The sequence below is a fragment of the Methanomicrobiales archaeon genome, assembly GCA_030019205.1.
Classification (GTDB): Archaea; Halobacteriota; Methanomicrobia; order Methanomicrobiales; family JACTUA01; genus JASEFH01.
Genome location: JASEFH010000010.1, coordinates 71,933 through 88,239, shown reverse-complemented (window position 1 = coordinate 88,239; position 16,307 = coordinate 71,933). Strand labels below are relative to the sequence as shown.

Here is a 16,307-nt window from a genome sequence, read left to right as displayed (position 1 = left end):
AGGGTGTAGGGCTTCCGGCAGGGCTGGGCGCACATGCCGCGGTTCCCGCTCCTCCCACCGATGACCGAAGAGAGGAGGCACTGCCCGGAGTAGCAGTAGCAGAGGGCGCCGTGGATGAAGACCTCCAGCCCCATCCTCTCCGCCGGGATCGCGCGGGCGATCCCACGGATCTCGTCGGCGGGCAGCTCCCGCGCCAGGACCGTTCGGGCGAATCCCATGCGGGCCGCCCACTCCGCACCTTCGCGGTTGTGGATGGTCATCTGGGTGGAGGCGTGCAGGGGGAGGCGGGGAATGACCGTCCGCGCCAGCGCGGCGAGCCCGAGATCCTGGACGAGCACCGCATCCACGCCCCATCCGTAGAGGCGGAGGAGGTAGCGGAGCGCTTCGCCGAGCTCCTCGTCCAGGATGAGCGTGTTCACGGCGGCGTAAACCCGCACACCGTGGGCGTGGGCGTACCGGACCGCCTCGGCGAGCTCCACGTCGCTGAAGTTGGCTGCGAACTGGCGGGCTGAGAAGATCCTGCCGCCCAGGTAGACCGCATCCGCTCCGGCGGCGACAGCCGCCCGCAGCGCCTCGGGAGATCCCGCGGGAGCGAGGAGCTCGGGGATGGGCGGTGCCGCCGGGCTGCCGCTTCCGCTCATGCCGTCTGTCTCACGCACGGCCGTATCCTCCGATATCCCGCGGGCGTTTATAGTGCATCCCCCCCCTGAACGGTGCCCGGAGGGCTGGTGAACCAGCCCGATGCAGCGTCCTGTCTTAATGTATCTGCGGGTCTGCGGCTAATAATGTCACTGTCCGATGGCCCCAATCCGGGAGGTATCCGAATTGATCTTCTGCTCTCCTCTGCACGGATCGATCGCAGCAAGGGATACCCTTCATACCCGCATGCGATACGGTATGTCTCCTCATAGCGCCATAGCATAACGGGACACATGTGAGAGCGATGGGCTCGACTGTAAACACCGCTCGATCTTCAGTTCACCCATGCTGACCTATCGCATTTATGGGGGAGGGATCAAGAGGGGGAGAGGGGCCCCCACCCCTGCTGGAACGATAGCCTCCAGGGGCGGTTCAAGGCAACGAGCCATGCCCCCCGGGACCAAAGAGGCGGACACTCCGCCCGCGGGGGGAAGGATGGCACAAACTGCCATCATGGGGATGCACCAGCACAGGTCGCGACACCGCCGGATAAGAGCGGTATTCATGGTGGGGAACTTCCAAGAGATATCCAGGGAACGGCTTGGGCTTCGAGTGCAGTCAGTGCGGGGAGTGCTGCAGCATCATGGGACGGATGCATGCGATCAAAGAGGAGCGCAGCGACGGCGGCTTTCTCCTGCGGAACCAGTACACCGGTGAGGAGCAGTTGGTCCGCATCGATTCCGATAAGACCGATCTCTACGCCGACAGGAGCATCTTCGCGGACTGGCCCGATGCCTGCCCGTTCCTGCGGCGCGATCCCCGCGACGGGAAGGCATGCTGCACCGTCCACCGCACGCGCCCCGAAATCTGCCGCGAGTTCGGATGCTGGACCCTGCTGATCCTGGATCCGCAGGGGAGACGGGTCGGGCGCGTCATGGGTCGGGGGCACCTCTGCTCCGAGGACCCGATCTTCTCTTCGGTGTGGGAAGCGTGCGTGGGAGGCATCCGGGAGGAGGACGACGCCGTCTGGCGGGAGCGGGTTGCGTCCGTTCTGGAAGCGGCTGGATACCGGGTGCGGCAGTAGGCGGATGAGTCGTTCCCGCCTCGCGGCGGGACAACCTTTATACGCCCCATGGGCGATGGTTGGATCGCGGGACCTGTATGAAATGCTCTGCCATCAGCGGGGATCTCTTCACGCGGCACGACCTCCGGGGGCACCCCGAGAGTAACGAGCGGCTGCGTAGGGCGCTCTCCGGTCTCCCTCGGGGGATAACGGTCTACGAACCCGTGCAGGCGAGCCGCGCCGATCTGGAGCGCGTGCATTCGCCCCGCTACCTCGACTGGCTGGAGCAGCGCTGCGCTGACACAGCGCGGGTAAGCTTTCTGGATCCCGACACCTACATCACCCCCCACTCCTGCGAGGTGGCGCTGTATGCCGCGGGTTCGGCGATGGGGGCGACGGAGCGGGCGATGGACGGTGAGAGCTGTTTTGCGCTGGTCCGCCCGCCGGGGCACCACGCAGAGAAGGAGCGCGCGATGGGCTTCTGCCTGCTGAACAACGTGGCGATTGCAGCCGCTGCTGCCCTCACATCCGTTGACCGTGTGGCGATCGTCGACTGGGACATCCACCACGGCAACGGCACCCAGCAGGCGTTCTATGGCTCGAACCGGGTGCTCTACTGCTCCGTCCACCAGTGGAACGCGTTCCCCCTCACAGGGCAGGCGGAAGAGCGGGGCTATGGCGATGGGACGGGTTTTACCATCAACGTGCCCCTCTCCGCCGACGCCGGCGGAGCGGACTACGCGCTCGTCTTCGCGGAGATCTTCGCGCCGGCGATCGAACGCTTCCGTCCCGATCTCCTCATCGTCTCGGCCGGGCAGGACATCCTCCACGACGATCCCCTGGGCGGCATGCAGGTCCGCCCGCGGGATCTGGCGCACCTCACCCGTCTCCTGCGGGACGCAGCATCGCTCCCGCTCGCCCTGGTGCTGGAGGGGGGCTACGGCCCCTCCCACGGGGAGGCGATCTCCCAGATCTTCCGCGGACTAGCGGGAAAGGTCGAACAACCGGAGGAGGATCGGCCCTGCAGGGAGAGCACGCGGGATATGGTCAGGCGGATCCGCCGCACGCACTGACGGAGCGGCAGCAGGAGGACACCGCAAACATCGGGCAGCCCCGTGCACGGAACGGGAGGAGAAAAGGCTCATCAGGGAGCGGATCCAACGTTCTGTTGTGCCGGAACTGAACGTGGATATCGGGGGGAGACCGGGGCGGGACTGCCGAGGTTTCTGCGAGTACTGCTACTTCAAGCACGCGAAGGACATGCCGCCGTTCGGCTGCCGGTACTGTCCCCCCTACCGTGTGGGCTGCGACTACTGCACCCGCAGCGTGAAGGAGCAGTACAGCGGGTTCAAGGAACTGCGGGAGATCGCCGATGCGGTGCTGGTGCAGCTCCAGAGGCTGGACGGAGACCTCGCCCGCATCACCATCAGCGGTGGAGGCGATCCCAGCTGCTACCCCCGGTTCCGGGACCTCGTGGAGCTCCTGGGGAGCATGGAAGCCCCCCTCCACATCGGCTATACCAGCGGCAAGGGATTCGACGATCCGAACGTCGCGCGGTTCCTCGTCGACAACGGACTGTCGGAGGTCTCGTTCACGGTGTTCTCGGCCGATCCCGACCTCCGGCGGACGTACATGCACGATCCCACGCCGGAGGTCTCGCTCGCCGTCCTGGAGGACCTCATGGGGGAGATCGAGGTCTACGCGGCGGCGGTCGTGATTCCGGGCGTGAACGACGGCGAAGATCTGGAGAGGACCTGCGCCTGGCTGGAGGAGAGGGGCGCGAAGGGGCTGATCCTGATGCGGTTCGCCAACGCCGCGGAGCAGGGGCTGATCCTGGGGAACGCCCCGCTGATCCCGGGTCAGCGGACGCATACGGTGGAGGAGTTCCGCTCCCTCGTCACCGATCTCGCGGGGCGGTTCACGATGAAGATCAGCGGAACCCCGCTCTGGGATCCCGAGATCGGCTCTCCCTTCGCCATCCTGCAGGAGGCGGATCTCCTGGCTCTGCTGCCACGGGCGGCAGGAAGGGCGACCGTCGTGACTGGCAGCATCTCCGCCCCCTGCGTGCGGCAGGTGCTCGATGCCCGCGGCTTCTCCGGGCGGGTCCTGCCCGTAAGAAAGGAGATCGCCTGCCTCATCACGCGGGACGATTTGAAGGAGATCGATCTGACGGATCTGGAAGAGACGGTCATCCTCCCCGGGCGTGCGTTCGTCCACATCCGCGAGGCGGAGGAGATTCTCTCCGCGGACGGCGTGCAGCGGACCGTGGTGCGGGGGCCCGAGACCCTCACCGCGGACGGGGAGCGGAGCATGGGGATGACGCGACTGCAGGTGCTGGAGCTGGAGATGGAAGGATTCGCCGCGCTGATCCGCACCATCAACCAGTACGGCGTATCCTGACCGCGAGCCTTTTTAACGGCGGGCAGCATACTCCTCTCATGGTCACCAGGAAACGGCGCCGCGTGGGACGGCCGGCCCGCAGGATTCTCTGCCAGTGCCCGCAGTGCGAGAGGATCGTGGAGAAGGGAAAGAACGTCCCCTGCAGCGCCATGCGATGCCCGGTGTGCGGGATTCCGCTGCGGGAGGCAGAGGCGGCATAGGCCTCATCTCTGGAGCCAGCGGAGCAGGCCCGGGTGCTGGTCGCGATGGAACAGGCGGGCATCCTCTTTTACGGTGCGGATATCCTCGACGGTGAAGATGGCGTCCGGGTAGTTGCGGTTCAGGATGGCGACCAGTTCCGATAGTTCGCTCCGCGGCACGAGCACGAGCAGGACGGAGACCGGCGAACCGAAACTGCCGCTCCCCTCGAGGCGGGTGATCCCGAACCCCCTCTCGCGGAGCTCCAGCATCATCGGCTCGGGTCTGTTCCGCGTGATGATCCGCACGACCGCGTTCCCGACCCGGAGGTAGTTCTCCAGGTCGATCCCGAGCATGGTCCCGATGGCATAGCCCGCGATGTAGGCGGCGATGCCCGGGATATTGGTGAGGTGCGTGATGACGAGCCCGGTCGAGAGCAGCCAGACCGCAATCTCCCCCGTTCCGATCCCGGCGGCGAGCCGCTTGAACCCGCGCGCCACGTAGACCTGCCGCACCGTCTTCAGGCAGGTCTCGACGATCCGGGCTGCCAGGATCAGCCCGGGGAGCAGAATCCAGTCGTAGACAAACAGGTCCACCGTGCACCGCCAGTGCATCCCGCCGGATGCTGTACCTGACTCTGGCATCCGCACGTATGAACCATCGTCTTTTAATCCGTCACTCGCGGGGGGTCAGGTCACCGCAGATCTCAAGAAGGGTGTCGGTCAAGATCCGCGCCGCAGCCCGGGCGGGGCTCGTCGCCGGAATGTCGGCGATCGGCATGCCATGGAGATCGGCCTCCAGCACCGCGGGATCCTCCGGAATCCAGGCGATCGGCCGCAGGCGGACGGAGGGTACGGCTGCGGCATCCTCCCGATAGCGGTTGAAGACCAGGAACATCCGGCTCTCCGCGAACCCCAGGGAGGCGGCGATCTCGCGGATCCGGTCCGCCGTCCGCAGCCCCCGGACCCCGGGATCGCTCACGATCAACAGGACGTCGGGCCGGCCCACCGTGCCCCGGCTGAAATGCTCCATGCCGGCTTCGGTATCGACGACGACGAAACGGTACTCCTTCTCCAGCGTCTGCATGGACTCCCGGAGGAGGTTGTTCGCGAAGCAGTAGCAGCCGCTCCCCTCCGGCCTGCCCATCGCCAGGAGGTCGACGCCCCCGGACTCGACGAGCACCTGGCGGAAGCGGTAGCGGACGTAATCGGTCCGCGACATGCCGGGGGGGATGCTCTTTGTGAAGGCGTCCTCCCGCATGCTCCCGAGCGTCTCGCGGACGGTCAGACCCAGCGCTTCGTTGAGGTTGGCGTTGGGATCGGCATCCACGGCGAGGATGGGCGTCTGGCAGGCGTCTTTCAACGATGCGATGATGAGCGAGGCGATCGTGGTCTTCCCCGTCCCGCCCTTCCCGGAGACGGCGATGCGGCAGGGGCGGGGGGTCATGCCGACTCCCCCCGCACCCGGCGCGAGAGCCCCGCCGTCATCTGCATGATGGCTTCCGCACCCTCCTCGTCGGCAAAGCGGATCCCGCAGGTCGGCGTGATCAGGGACTGGGAGAAGAAGAGTTCGTCGTCCACGTACTCGCAGACCTGTTGTCGGATCGCCTGGAATCTCTCGTAGAGCGACGCCTCGGTCTCCTGGCGGAACACCTGGTATTCCGCGGGCACGATCCCCCAGGCGATCGCCCCGCCCCCCTCCAGAAACCCGGCGATCTCGTCGGCGTAGAGCAGGAACTCCCGCGCCGTGGTGTAGGCGTCGAACGAGATCAGTGCCGGCCTCAGGGAGATCAAAAACCCCCAGTCGGTGTTGGAGCAGCAGTGCACCCCGAGCCCCCCCTTCAGGAGGGAGGCGGCATCCTGGAACACCGCCGCCACCGCATCGGCGTCGATGGGCACCACGGAGGAGCCGAGAGCCGCCAGGTAGGGCTCGTTCAGCACGACCAGGGTCTCGGGGACGCTTGTCCGCTCCCGCATCGCCGCCTCGTACCAGCGGGCCCGCAGCGCGATCAGCTTCCCGAGCATATCGGCCCAGAGGGAGTCGTAGAAGAGCGGGCGTTTGGCGCAGTCCGTCACCTGCATCCCGAAGGTGACCGCCCCGGTTGCCTGGCACTTCAGGATCTGTGCGTCCTTCAGGTCCCGCTCCAGCATCGCGTGGAACCCCGAATTGTACTCCGGGGTGGCCGGGTAGTTGCGGTAGTCCCCCTCCACAAAGTCCTGGTAGACCTGCTCCATCGCAGCGGAGTGGTCGAGGCGGGTGTCCACGTAGAGCCGCCCCTCTCGGAGAATCCGACCGGGGAGCTGGGCGGATTCTGAGAAGACGATCCCCTCCAGCAGCCCGCGGCCGGGAAGCGTCGGGGCGTAGGGGAAGCGGGGGAATGCGGCGAGCACGGCGTCGCAGGCAGCGGGTGGGTCACGGTGGGGGAGCGCCCCGACGCCGCTCGCGAGCGAGTTCGGCGGGGATATGTTCTCAGCCATGGGGTCGCACCACCTCCCGTCGCAGGCGGCACGCCTCGAGCATCGCCTGCACACCGGGGAAGAGGGCGAGGTCGGTGTGGGGCAGGAAGCAGCTGCTGGTGTAGCGGTCCATGAACGAGGGATCGGCGTTCAGCTCGATGTAGGCGATCTTGAACGCGATCTCGTCCAGCACCAGGCGGCGGTCCCGGTTGATCAGGGCGATGTTCGCGCCCTCCAGTGCTCCGTTGCCGATGTTCTGGATCCGATCGAGCGGGATCTCCGGTATCAGCCCGATCGTGACGGCGTTCTGCTTGTTGATGTAGTTGCCGAACGCCCCCGAGAGGTAGAGGTGCTGGATATCCGCCAGCGTGATGCCCGCCCCCTCGATCAGAGTCAGACAGGCGGCGAGCACCGCCGCTTTGCTCATGATCAGGTTCTTGATATCGTTCTCCGTGACGACGATGTCCTTTCCCGCATCGGTCTCCTCCTTGAACGCCACCACGAACTCGGGGTAGTACGGCCCCTTCCTCACCCGCGGGTGGTCGATCCGGGTGTCGATCAGGCCGGTGCGGTCGATGACGCAGGCGCGGAGGAGTTCGGCGGGAAGGTCGATCAGGGCCGAGCCGCAGAGGCCCCGGGGTTTGGCGCCGTTGATGGTCGCGTAGGTGACGTCGAGCGTCTCCCGGTCGACCTCGATCCGCTCGATCGCCCCCGGGTTTGCCCGCATCCCGAAGAGCACCTCCCCGCCCTCGAGAGCCGGCCCCGCGGCGCCGGCGGCGGAGAGCATCCAGTCGCTGTTCCCGAGGACGACCTCGAAGTTGGTGCCGATGTCGATCAGGAGAGAGACGTCCTCGCTCTCGCCCATGCCGCAGGTGAGGATATCGGCGATGATGTCCCCGCCGATGAAGTTGGAGACGGCGGGGAAGGTATAGACGCCGGCGGCGGGGTGGACAGCGATCCCCAGCCGCCCGGCGGCGGCGTAGATCGATCGCCTGACCACCGGCACGTAAGGCTCGGCGATCATGTAGGAGGGGTCGATGGAGAGCAGGAGGTGGGTCATCACGGTGTTCCCGGCGATCTCCACCTCATAGATGTCCTCCATGTCGATGCCGGCGCTGTCCGCCGCGCTGCGGATGGCGATGTTGATGCTCTCCGCCGCCAGCTGCTGCAGGCGGGAGAGCCCGCTCTTCTGCGCGTAGTTGACCCGCGAGAGGATATCCTCCCCGCAGCCGATCTGGCGGTTGTAGGTCGAGCCGGTGCCGGCGACGGAGCCGTCGATGAGGCTGCGGATCGTGGCGGCGATCGTGGTGGTGCCGAGGTCCACCGCCGCCCCGTAGAGGCGCTCTGTCGTCCTGCCGCTCTCCAGGTTGATCAGGCGGTAGCCGCCGGGGACGATCGCCACCGTCGCCGTCACCTTCCAGTCGCTGCTCCGCAGCAGCTGCGACATGCTGCGGAGCATGTCCAGGGGGGCGAAGATCTTCGTCGCCTTCGGCCCCCCCTGCCGTTCGATCCCCCAGAGCAGGCGCGTCAGGTCCGGCGAGGGATCCTCGAGCGTGGGCGGGGTGAGCTCCAGGCAGTACTTTCGCACGGACGGGCAGAAACCGGTGCGGAGGCAGAGGCTCTCCACCAGGATCTTCTGCTCCTGGATAAGGGATGTGTCCGGCACCAGCACCAGCATGTCCGTCGAGACCTCCGCCTGGCACGCCAGGCACGCCCCCCGCTCCACCTCCTCGGGGGTGAAGAAGATGGCGTACTTCTCCCTGTCTAATGCGAAGTAACCGTCTTTCACGTAGACGATGCACTTACCGCACTTCCCCTTGCCGCCGCAGACCACGTTCATGTTGAGTCCGGCCTGCTGGGCGGCGTCCAGGATGGTTGCGCCCCGCTCGACGCTGACCTTGCGGTAGCTGGGGAGGAAGGTGACCGTCGGCATCTACACCCCCGTCTCCAGGAACTCCGCGATCTCCGCCGCGTCCCTGGGGCCCACGACGACCTTCCATCCGCTGGCATCCTCAATCCGCCCGGAGAGCGGTGCGGCGTATCCCGGTATCACCAGGGTGCGGTGCTTCACCACATCCCCGACACCGAACTTCTGCAGCGCCCCGGCGACCACCGTCTCGTTCAGTTTCCCGGCGGCGACGGCGGTCAGGACAGACATCCCCTCGGTGTCCACCACCAGGAGGTGGCAGGCGATCCGTCCGCTCTCCAGGTAGCCGAGCACCGTGAAGTAGGTGAGCGAGAAGTTCACCGTGAGCAGCACGGGGGCGTTCTCGTCGGGGTTGTTCACCCGGTAGAGGCCCGGGGCGACCTGGATGGGCTTCTGGGGGTCGGTGTAGATGTTCTGGCGGAGGATGAGCGCCGGCAGGCGGGATGCGGCGTCCAGCGGGTCGGTGACGATCACGGAGGCGTACTTGAGGATCCCGAGCGCGATCGCCGCGTCCTGGATCCCCGTTGCGGAGGCGTCCAGGAAGATGGGGTAGCCGAGCGCCGGCGCCGTCCGCGCGAGGGCGCTCCTGCGGATGGCGGTCGCATCCCGCAGGTAGTCCTGGAGCGTGGCCGGCGCGGGGTCCAGGACGAGCTTCTCAACGCCGAGGGCGCCGCACTTCTGCGTAAGATTGGCGAGCTCTTCGAGCGTCGCCCCCCGCACCGAGAGCGGGCAGCCGAACTTCATCGCGAGGCGGCACATCTCCTCGTAGGTGCCGGCCGTCGCGCCGTGGAGGAGCGGGCGGTAAGCCCCGCAGTGCTCCAGGCCCCGCTCCTGGGCCGCGGGGTCGTCGGCCATCAGCACCTCGGGCAGGCTGGCCAGATCTTCGACGGTCGCAAGGGTCTCCCCGAACCGCTCGGGGGAGAGGCTGTCGTTGGCGATAGCCACGCCGTTGATGGAGAGATCCTGTCCGATCCGCGTGTAGATCTCCTTCTCCACCCGCTCCAGGACCGAGCGGATCCGATCGCGGGGCCAGAGATCGGAGATGCGGAACATCAGAGCGGGGGGATGGTAGAAGGTCTTCTCGTGGCGGTACATTACCGTCTCCTCCCCGAGAACGATCGAGCGCTCCCCTACGCCGATCTTCACCCGCTGGATGGGCGGGCGTGTGACCGCTCCCAGGCTCCTCTTCGTCTCCTCGTCAATGTATGGACAGTCCTCGATCCCGACCTTACCGGAGGCGATCTTCATGGCGAAGGCCATGCAGGTGGGATATCCGCACTCCTTGCAGTTCTTCTTCGGGAGCATCTTGTAGATGTCGAGCGCTTTCAAGGCCATGGCTCCCCCTCCTTCGGCACCGACGCTCCCCGCAGAGCGGCAAAACTCTCTTTCAGACGTGGAATCGTCGCCGGATGGCGGACGCAGACGATGTCCGCACCGGCGACGGCGGCGGAGAAGCAGGTGTAGAACTCCCAGTTCACGGCCATCTCCATCCTGTCGGCCGCTTCCCGCACCTCCTTCACGTTCATCGAGTCGATCGCGCTGCTGATCATCGGCATCGCGAGATCAGCGTCACCCTTCAGGGCGGCATGGCGGATCCGCTCCATGACCGAGTAGGAGTACTCGAAGCCGTAGCCGAGCGCCCCCGTATACGGATCGATCACGATGCGGTCGTGGGGCACCCCGATCTCCCGCAGCAGGATGTTCAGCTGCTTCGCCAGGTTGATGTCGATCGGAGACTGGGCGATGAGGGCATGGTTGTAGGCGAGCGCCGCCGCGGCGACACTGCGGTAGCGGTCCGCCTCCGCGGTGCCCAAAAGAAGCCTCTCGCCCTCCCCCGCCTCGGCGCAGGTGCGGAAGACCTCGCTGTCGATGGAGGGCTCGTCGCTCCCCTCGATGATCAGGGGAAGCCCCGTCGCCGAGAGCACCGCCTCCACCGTGCGGCGGAGGGAGGCGAAGTCCCCGAACCCCCGCCGCCGCGTGCTGGTCAGGTAGAGCCGCACGAGATCGGCGCCGTACTCTTTCTCCGCGGCGGCGGCCCAGGCGGGCGGATCCCGGGCGGTATCGCCCACGTAGTCGGTTACGATAGCGGGCCAGAGGTCGATATCGTCGCAGATCTCGAGCGCGATCAGCGGCAGGGGATTCCCCGCGGGCGGCTCCGAGAGGAAGGCGAGACCGCTCTCCCCGCCGATCGCGTACGATCGCGTTCGGGTTCCCCCTTCCGCCCTCGTCGCCCCCAGGATCACCCGATCGATGCTGCCACTCCACTCTTCCTTCTGTGCAGACTCCATAGGCATCCTCACAGCAGCGGCTCCATGGAGAGGGCGGGATGATCCACCTTCTCAAGGAACGCCGTCAGCTCCTCTATTGTGGTTGCCACCGTCTCGTCCGCGATCCTGTCGAAGAGATCGGGCAGACCGATCTCTTCCAGGCGCTTCTTCAGGCGGTCCGCGAGCTCCGCTTTGAGCTGGGAGGGCATCCAGACGAGCCGCTTTGTACCCTCTTCGGCCTGGAAGAAGCGGTCGCTCAGGATGAACGCCTTCGAGATGCCGGCAAACCCCGGCGTCTGGGCGCCGCCGCCGATGGTCCCCGCGAGCGTGGAGAACGTCATCCCGGAGGGTGTCTCTCCCGTGTACTCCCGGTTCACCACCATGATCCCGTTCACCTCGGGCAGCACCACGGCGATGCACTCGAAGCAGCCGCAACAGGTCATCGGGGACTCCATGAGGCTGTAGAGGGAGCAGCGCTCGACCTCCCCGTGGGAAGCCTTCCGGACGAAGCGGTTGATTCCCTCGTACTCGCCCCGCAGGGCGTCGATCGCCTCCCCCTTCTCCACCGGCTGGTTCGCGCCGGAGGGTGAGATCTCGTAGGCGGTGCGACCGTCCAGCCAGGTGATTGCCCCGCAGAGGGCGGAGCGCTCCGGCGTGATGATGCAGACGTGGTTCGGCGCAAAGGTCTGGCAGAGGGTGCAGGAGTAGTAGGTGTCCACGTCCTCGTCCGTCATCCCGCGGATGCGGGCGTCCCGCGCATCGTAGATCGTCTCCGCCTCCTGCATCGCCGCGAGCACCTTCTCGCGGTCGGTGATGATGGTCACCTCCACCCGATCCAGCAGATCGGGGAAGTCCATCTTGAACTTCGCGCCGATCAGCCTCCCCAGGTGCTCCATGCGGAGCCCGCCTTTAACAACGTCTTTCGAGATCCGCACCCAGATGAGGTTCCGCTGGGCGACGTGCCAGGTCCCCTCGCCGTAGTTGACGAAGTTGTGGATGCGCCGCTCCAGGACCGGCTCGAACTCCCTGCGCATCCGCTCGCCGCCCACATTGACGATGATGCCCAGGGGGACGGCGGACCCCGCCTGCATCTGGTCGATATCCGGGCCGATGACGGTCACCTGGCCATCCGTGATCTCCTCGACAGGCCGCATCCGCAGGAGCTCGAACGCCGGCGATCTCCCCCCGCCGAACTCCACGTACATCTCCTCCTTGCGGATGCTTTTTCCCTCGAACGCGGGGGAGCAGGCCATGGGGATCGGGATGGCGGTCACCTTCACCTTGATCCCCCGCAGCTCCATACCGTGCTGGACCGCCTCCTCGGCGCCACTCCGTATCCAGGCTCCGCCGCTGTAGTCGTCCACCGAGAGGATGGGGATCCCCAGGATGCGGAGCGCATCGATGAATGCGATATCCTCGTCCGAGAGACCTGAGAAGGCGATCGCGATGGCGCGGGCCCGCTCCTGCGCGTAGCCGACCAGTCTTCCGGCATCCCCGGGCGGAACTCCGCCGAACATCATCGCCACACGGGCGAGAATGTCTGCAAAGTGCACTCCGTGCAGGGGCGTCGGGCCGAGGGGCACCAGGCGGTAGTCGAGGCCGACTCGGACTCCAGCCGCCTGCAGCCCGGCGACGATATCGCCGGCGAGGAATGTGAGCATGAACTTCTCCTGGAGCTCCCGGCACATGGCGGCCGCCGCGTCCACCCGTGCGGGTCTGCCCACGAGCAGGGCCAGCCCCAGGATGCTCCCGTCCACCAGGGTGTAGCCGAGTTTGCGGATGGCCGTATCCGGAACAAAACCGGTGTAGGGCTCCGGCAGACCGCCCTGCGCCGCCGTATCCCGGGCGACCAGCGCCTCCGCCGCCACGAGGGGGTTGTTGTTCGAGCGCCGGTACGCCTCCCGTGCCGCCTCAGCGTCTTTTACCTCCATCCCCGTGATGGCATACGCGATGGGAAGATGGTACGCTGTGCCTTCGTAGCCGAGCCGCCCCCGGACGGACTCCATGCGCGCACCGAGGCTTGTATTCCCTCTCTCAATGGATTGGTCGAGTCCTGGCATCGTCATTTACTCCTTACCAGTCAGGAAACCTTCCATATATATACACGTGCTCTAAAACACCATCAGTCTTTGTGCGCTCCGCCGGCGACGCGCGGGCGGTTTTGCCGGACGGTCTCTCTAAGGAGGGCGGGATTCGTCTGCGGGGCGAGGGGGCCGGCCCCCGCCCGTGCCGGTAAATGATAAATCGCTTCGGGCTTCATCCGATGCTGCTGCACCGAGGAGGAGAGATGATCGAGACAACGGAGACAGAGTCCACAGCGATGGTTGAACGCACGCTTCTGGCCCCGAGGGTGCTGGCGGGCAGCCGGCTGATCGGGAGCGGGATCCGCAATCCGGCGGGAGAAGACCTCGGCACTATCGAGGAGATCATGATCGACGTCGTCAGCGGCAGGATCGTCAATGCCGTGCTCGCCTACGGCGGCAGTATCCTGGGAGGAGCCAGGTACTTCGCGGTTCCCCGGGCGTCGTTCATGATGCGGCCCGGTACGAACTACGGGATCCTGGATGTCCCGAAGGAGGATCTGGACAACTCGCCCGGCATCAACCGGGCCGAGCTGCCCATGACCCAGAACGTGACCTGGATCGTCGAGGACAGGACCCGCGTGGTGAAGCCGGCCGCCGCCCCCGTCGAACCGCTCTCCGGCAGCGACATCATCGGGCTGAGGAGGGGCGGCGGACCCCGGGATGAGACGCCTGCGAAGGTGGGTGTGGGGGTGACGGAGCCGGTCCGCGCCGTGGCGCCGGGAATACCGGAAGAGGGGAGGCGGAACGAGTAGAGCATCTTGCGGGCGACGGAACGGTAGTGCGGAAGGCCCCCTGTTCCCCGATCCCGCGGGCATCAGGGGATGCGCAGGAATCTCTCCACTACCCACTCGTTCCGCACCTCGGGGTGGAACATCACCCCGTAGAGCGGCCGCCCGGGATGCCGCATCGCCTGGATGCCGCCGTCCGAGACGGCGAGCACCCGGAACGTCCCGGGGGGGCGCACGGAGTTGCGGTGCAGTGCATACCCCTCGAAGGTCTCCTTCCCGTCGAAGAGGGGGTCGTCCGCGGTGCGGTGGATCCGGATCATCCCGATCTCGCACCCCGGCTCGACGGCTCCGCCGAATGTCCGGGAGATGACCTGCATGCCGGCGCAGATGCCGAGAAGGGGGCGGGGAAAGTCCAGCATCCAGCCGAACGCCTCCGGAGACGCTGCGAAACCGTCGTCCTTCAGCGCCGTCCCGCAGAGGATAACCCGTTCCGCCTCCTCCCGGTCGGCATCCCGCACATCGATATAGTGGCGGACAGTGCACGGGACTCCCGCCCGTCGCACGATGGCGGCGATCGGGTCGACGAACTCGTACCGGGATAGAGAGTCCCGGCGGTAGCAGAGGTCGAGGACGAGGATCATTTCTCCACCAGCCGCGCCTCCCTGATGCGGTAGAGGCCGTTGTAGTTGCGGTACGTCCTCTCCGCCGAGAGGATCTCGATCCTTTTCTTGAAAAACGGTGCATCCAGGACGAACGTCTCGTACTCCCCGCCCTCTCCGGTGAGGGTGACGCGGTGTTTCTCTGCGATGCCCTTCAGATCGGAGAGTGCCCGCGCATCGATGCGGCGGCCCAGCCAGGAGGCGTCGAATGGGCAGGAGTATACTCCCGCTATCAGGGGTGAGAACCCGGAGGCGATCAGCTCCTCCATGTACGCCTCCGGGTCCGCATGCCAGAGGGGGTTGAAGCTCCAGAGGCCGAGAGCATGGCAGATGCGCTGGATGCGGGTCGCCTGATAGACCGAGAGGATCGCACCGCTGACGACCCCTTCTATCCCGTGCTCCTCCCGGGCGGTCTCGATCGCCCGCTTCAGGTCTGCCAGTTCCCTCTCCTTCTCGCCGCGCGTCTCCTCCTGCACCAGCGGGAGAGCGGCGGCTTCTGCCTGCAGCTCCACCAGGCGGACGTTGGGCGTATGGAACATGTAGCTCTCCGGGTTCGCGGATACGACAGTGATGAGGCAGGCTACGTGCTCTTTCTGCATCGCCCTGTGGCAGGCGAAGAGGGAGTCCTTCCCGCCGGAGACGAGGGCGCCGAGCTGCATGGGCGGGGATGGATCCTGCTGGAATGGCGGCATCTGTGCCATACGTAATTATCCTGTCACCCCATAAGCCGATCTTCCGGCGATTGAAACAGAATCGGATCTGTCGGAATCCTCACCAGGAGTATGTCAGCGGCTCTCTGATGTTCTCAGGGCGAGAGCCCCGCCCCTTATCCCCCTTCGTGCGATAGGATGGCTTCTTCCCCGTCATTCAGTGTCCGAGCCTGTCGCACGATTCCCTTCCCCTCTCCAAGGGGGAGGGAGGTCGGCTCTCTCAGGGCTGCGGGGAAGAATCGTCGACGGGTTCTCCCCGGGATCGGTGCAGAAATACGCCGGAGAGTGCTGTCACAGAACCCAAAAATCCTCCCTGCGTGCGAGTGACGGTACGCGGCATCCTCAGCGGCATTCGGAAGAACAGGTGCCGGGACGCCCCGCATCCCAAAGATACGATCAGAAGAAGGGGGAGGGCGTTCACTCCTCCCGCATCGCGCCCCGGAACTTCTCCTCCATCCCCGGCGCCTCCGGGTTCATGGCGTGCACGGTCTGTATATGCTCCGCCACCCTCTTCAGGAGTTCGTCCTCTCCCTCTGCTGTAATCTCATGCTCGCACGCAAGACCGAGATCGGCGCACCGGATTGTCATCACCATGGCCAGTCACCGGGGGTGGGAATGGCATGAATCCTATAAAAAACCTTTCCTGCGACGGGCCCGAAAGTCCGCCGCAGGCGGCGATGACCGGCCTGCTTCGCAATCACGGGTTGGACTTCCGCCAGCACTCTCTGTACTGTTTCCCCGGACCGCGCCAGCGGGATAACCCGACTCATTGGATTGAATCTGCAGGGGAGGGGGGCTGGCCGAATCTGGTTCTCTGGCCAGAGAGCGTCCCGCTCATTCCCGCAGCAAGCCCGCTGCATCTGATGGGATTTCATCGTACGGCATTCCAGGCACATCTCCGCCAATCCTCTGCAATCGCCCTTCTCCTGGTGGGAGTATGGGGGAGTTTGCACGCGGCCTTTCTGTGCCGGCCGATTTCATGTACCGGGAGTATCGCAACTACAGAGGGGAGGACTCGGAATAGCCCTTTTCGACCCGTCTTTCCAGGCTATCGTACTATCGGGGGAAGGAAGGCGGGGGGAGGGGGAAAGCCCCCTCCCCTTCTCGACCTCCCCCCTATTGGTGCGATATAGCCTGGATTGGATCTCTCCAGGGGCATCCCTTCAGCGCGGCGGTCGGGATCGTGACGGCGATCCC

The 16,307-nt window shown here is 66.0% G+C and carries 15 protein-coding genes and 1 pseudogene; 5 read left to right on the top strand and 11 right to left on the bottom strand.

Annotated features, from left to right (window positions below):
* Positions 1 to 122: 122 nt before the first annotated feature.
* Positions 123 to 641, bottom strand: a pseudogene (locus QMC96_07390) (peptidase U32 family protein).
* Between the two features lie 599 nt (positions 642 to 1,240).
* Between QMC96_07390 and QMC96_07385 the strand changes: the two are divergent.
* The 4 genes from QMC96_07385 to QMC96_07370 all read left to right on the top strand — a co-directional run bounded on the left by QMC96_07385 (position 1,241) and on the right by QMC96_07370 (position 4,302).
* Positions 1,241 to 1,723 carry a YkgJ family cysteine cluster protein gene (locus QMC96_07385; GenBank protein ID MDI6876577.1) on the top strand — a complete coding sequence of 161 codons (483 nt, stop codon included), beginning with the start codon at positions 1,241 to 1,243 and terminating at the stop codon, positions 1,721 to 1,723.
* A 77-nt stretch (positions 1,724 to 1,800) separates the two neighbouring features.
* Positions 1,801 to 2,775: a histone deacetylase gene (locus tag QMC96_07380; protein ID MDI6876576.1), complete on the top strand. Its 975-nt coding sequence runs from the start codon at positions 1,801 to 1,803 to the stop codon at positions 2,773 to 2,775.
* Between the two features lie 97 nt (positions 2,776 to 2,872).
* On the top strand, positions 2,873 to 4,102 hold the full coding sequence (mmp10, locus tag QMC96_07375) for a methyl coenzyme M reductase-arginine methyltransferase Mmp10 (protein MDI6876575.1): 1,230 nt from the start codon (positions 2,873 to 2,875) through the stop codon (positions 4,100 to 4,102).
* Positions 4,103 to 4,140: 38 nt separating this feature from the next.
* The gene (locus QMC96_07370; GenBank protein ID MDI6876574.1) at positions 4,141 to 4,302 is read left to right on the top strand and encodes a hypothetical protein; all 162 of its coding nucleotides are present in this window, start codon (positions 4,141 to 4,143) and stop codon (positions 4,300 to 4,302) included.
* 3 nt (positions 4,303 to 4,305) lie between these two features.
* On the opposite strand, the gene QMC96_07365 is transcribed toward QMC96_07370, so the two are convergent.
* The 7 genes from QMC96_07365 to acsB are packed head-to-tail and all read right to left on the bottom strand — an operon-like array spanning position 4,306 to position 12,995.
* Positions 4,306 to 4,923, bottom strand: coding sequence for a DUF5698 domain-containing protein (locus QMC96_07365; protein ID MDI6876573.1), 618 nt, complete (start codon positions 4,921 to 4,923; stop codon positions 4,306 to 4,308).
* 31 nt (positions 4,924 to 4,954) lie between these two features.
* Positions 4,955 to 5,725: an AAA family ATPase gene (locus QMC96_07360; protein MDI6876572.1), complete on the bottom strand. Its 771-nt coding sequence runs from the start codon at positions 5,723 to 5,725 to the stop codon at positions 4,955 to 4,957.
* Entirely contained in the window at positions 5,722 to 6,756 is a 1,035-nt protein-coding gene (locus tag QMC96_07355; GenBank protein ID MDI6876571.1) for a hypothetical protein, read from the bottom strand. Before QMC96_07355 ends, QMC96_07360 begins: the two co-directional genes overlap by 4 nt.
* On the bottom strand, positions 6,749 to 8,668 hold the full coding sequence (locus QMC96_07350) for an ASKHA domain-containing protein (GenBank protein MDI6876570.1): 1,920 nt from the start codon (positions 8,666 to 8,668) through the stop codon (positions 6,749 to 6,751). Before QMC96_07350 ends, QMC96_07355 begins: the two co-directional genes overlap by 8 nt.
* Entirely contained in the window at positions 8,669 to 9,997 is a 1,329-nt protein-coding gene (gene acsC, locus QMC96_07345; protein ID MDI6876569.1) for an acetyl-CoA decarbonylase/synthase complex subunit gamma, read from the bottom strand.
* On the bottom strand, positions 9,988 to 10,950 hold the full coding sequence (locus tag QMC96_07340) for an acetyl-CoA decarbonylase/synthase complex subunit delta (GenBank protein MDI6876568.1): 963 nt from the start codon (positions 10,948 to 10,950) through the stop codon (positions 9,988 to 9,990). Before QMC96_07340 ends, acsC begins: the two co-directional genes overlap by 10 nt.
* A gap of 8 nt (positions 10,951 to 10,958) precedes the next feature.
* The gene (acsB, locus tag QMC96_07335) at positions 10,959 to 12,995 is read right to left on the bottom strand and encodes an acetyl-CoA decarbonylase/synthase complex subunit alpha/beta (GenBank protein ID MDI6876567.1); all 2,037 of its coding nucleotides are present in this window, start codon (positions 12,993 to 12,995) and stop codon (positions 10,959 to 10,961) included.
* A gap of 221 nt (positions 12,996 to 13,216) precedes the next feature.
* Here acsB and QMC96_07330 point away from each other — a divergent pair, with 221 nt between their 5' ends.
* Complete coding sequence (locus QMC96_07330; protein ID MDI6876566.1) at positions 13,217 to 13,765, top strand: PRC-barrel domain-containing protein; 549 nt, start codon at positions 13,217 to 13,219, stop codon at positions 13,763 to 13,765.
* A gap of 62 nt (positions 13,766 to 13,827) precedes the next feature.
* Here the strand turns inward: QMC96_07330 and QMC96_07325 are convergent, their stop codons facing one another.
* From QMC96_07325 to QMC96_07315, 3 genes are all read right to left on the bottom strand, one after another.
* The gene (locus QMC96_07325; GenBank protein MDI6876565.1) at positions 13,828 to 14,382 is read right to left on the bottom strand and encodes a hypothetical protein; all 555 of its coding nucleotides are present in this window, start codon (positions 14,380 to 14,382) and stop codon (positions 13,828 to 13,830) included.
* Positions 14,379 to 15,059, bottom strand: coding sequence for a TIGR00289 family protein (locus QMC96_07320; protein MDI6876564.1), 681 nt, complete (start codon positions 15,057 to 15,059; stop codon positions 14,379 to 14,381). The genes QMC96_07325 and QMC96_07320 overlap by 4 nt, the downstream gene beginning before the upstream one ends.
* A 468-nt stretch (positions 15,060 to 15,527) precedes the next feature.
* Complete coding sequence (locus tag QMC96_07315; GenBank protein MDI6876563.1) at positions 15,528 to 15,704, bottom strand: DUF1059 domain-containing protein; 177 nt, start codon at positions 15,702 to 15,704, stop codon at positions 15,528 to 15,530.
* Positions 15,705 to 16,307 lie beyond the last annotated feature (603 nt).

What these genes read in the sequence shown, in the direction of transcription:
- QMC96_07360 (MDI6876572.1), bottom strand. Translation starts at nt 5,725, where the DNA reads ATGACCCCCCGCCCCTGCCGCATCGCCGTCTCCGGGAAGGGCGGGACG.
- QMC96_07370 (MDI6876574.1), top strand. Translation starts at nt 4,141, where the DNA reads ATGGTCACCAGGAAACGGCGCCGCGTGGGACGGCCGGCCCGCAGGATT.
- QMC96_07355 (MDI6876571.1), bottom strand. Translation starts at nt 6,756, where the DNA reads ATGGCTGAGAACATATCCCCGCCGAACTCGCTCGCGAGCGGCGTCGGG.
- QMC96_07330 (MDI6876566.1), top strand. Translation starts at nt 13,217, where the DNA reads ATGATCGAGACAACGGAGACAGAGTCCACAGCGATGGTTGAACGCACG.
- QMC96_07340 (MDI6876568.1), bottom strand. Translation starts at nt 10,950, where the DNA reads ATGGAGTCTGCACAGAAGGAAGAGTGGAGTGGCAGCATCGATCGGGTG.
- QMC96_07325 (MDI6876565.1), bottom strand. Translation starts at nt 14,382, where the DNA reads ATGATCCTCGTCCTCGACCTCTGCTACCGCCGGGACTCTCTATCCCGG.
- QMC96_07380 (MDI6876576.1), top strand. Translation starts at nt 1,801, where the DNA reads ATGAAATGCTCTGCCATCAGCGGGGATCTCTTCACGCGGCACGACCTC.
- QMC96_07320 (MDI6876564.1), bottom strand. Translation starts at nt 15,059, where the DNA reads ATGCAGCTCGGCGCCCTCGTCTCCGGCGGGAAGGACTCCCTCTTCGCC.
- acsB (MDI6876567.1), bottom strand. Translation starts at nt 12,995, where the DNA reads ATGACGATGCCAGGACTCGACCAATCCATTGAGAGAGGGAATACAAGC.
- QMC96_07365 (MDI6876573.1), bottom strand. Translation starts at nt 4,923, where the DNA reads ATGCCAGAGTCAGGTACAGCATCCGGCGGGATGCACTGGCGGTGCACG.
- acsC (MDI6876569.1), bottom strand. Translation starts at nt 9,997, where the DNA reads ATGGCCTTGAAAGCGCTCGACATCTACAAGATGCTCCCGAAGAAGAAC.
- QMC96_07315 (MDI6876563.1), bottom strand. Translation starts at nt 15,704, where the DNA reads ATGGTGATGACAATCCGGTGCGCCGATCTCGGTCTTGCGTGCGAGCAT.
- QMC96_07350 (MDI6876570.1), bottom strand. Translation starts at nt 8,668, where the DNA reads ATGCCGACGGTCACCTTCCTCCCCAGCTACCGCAAGGTCAGCGTCGAG.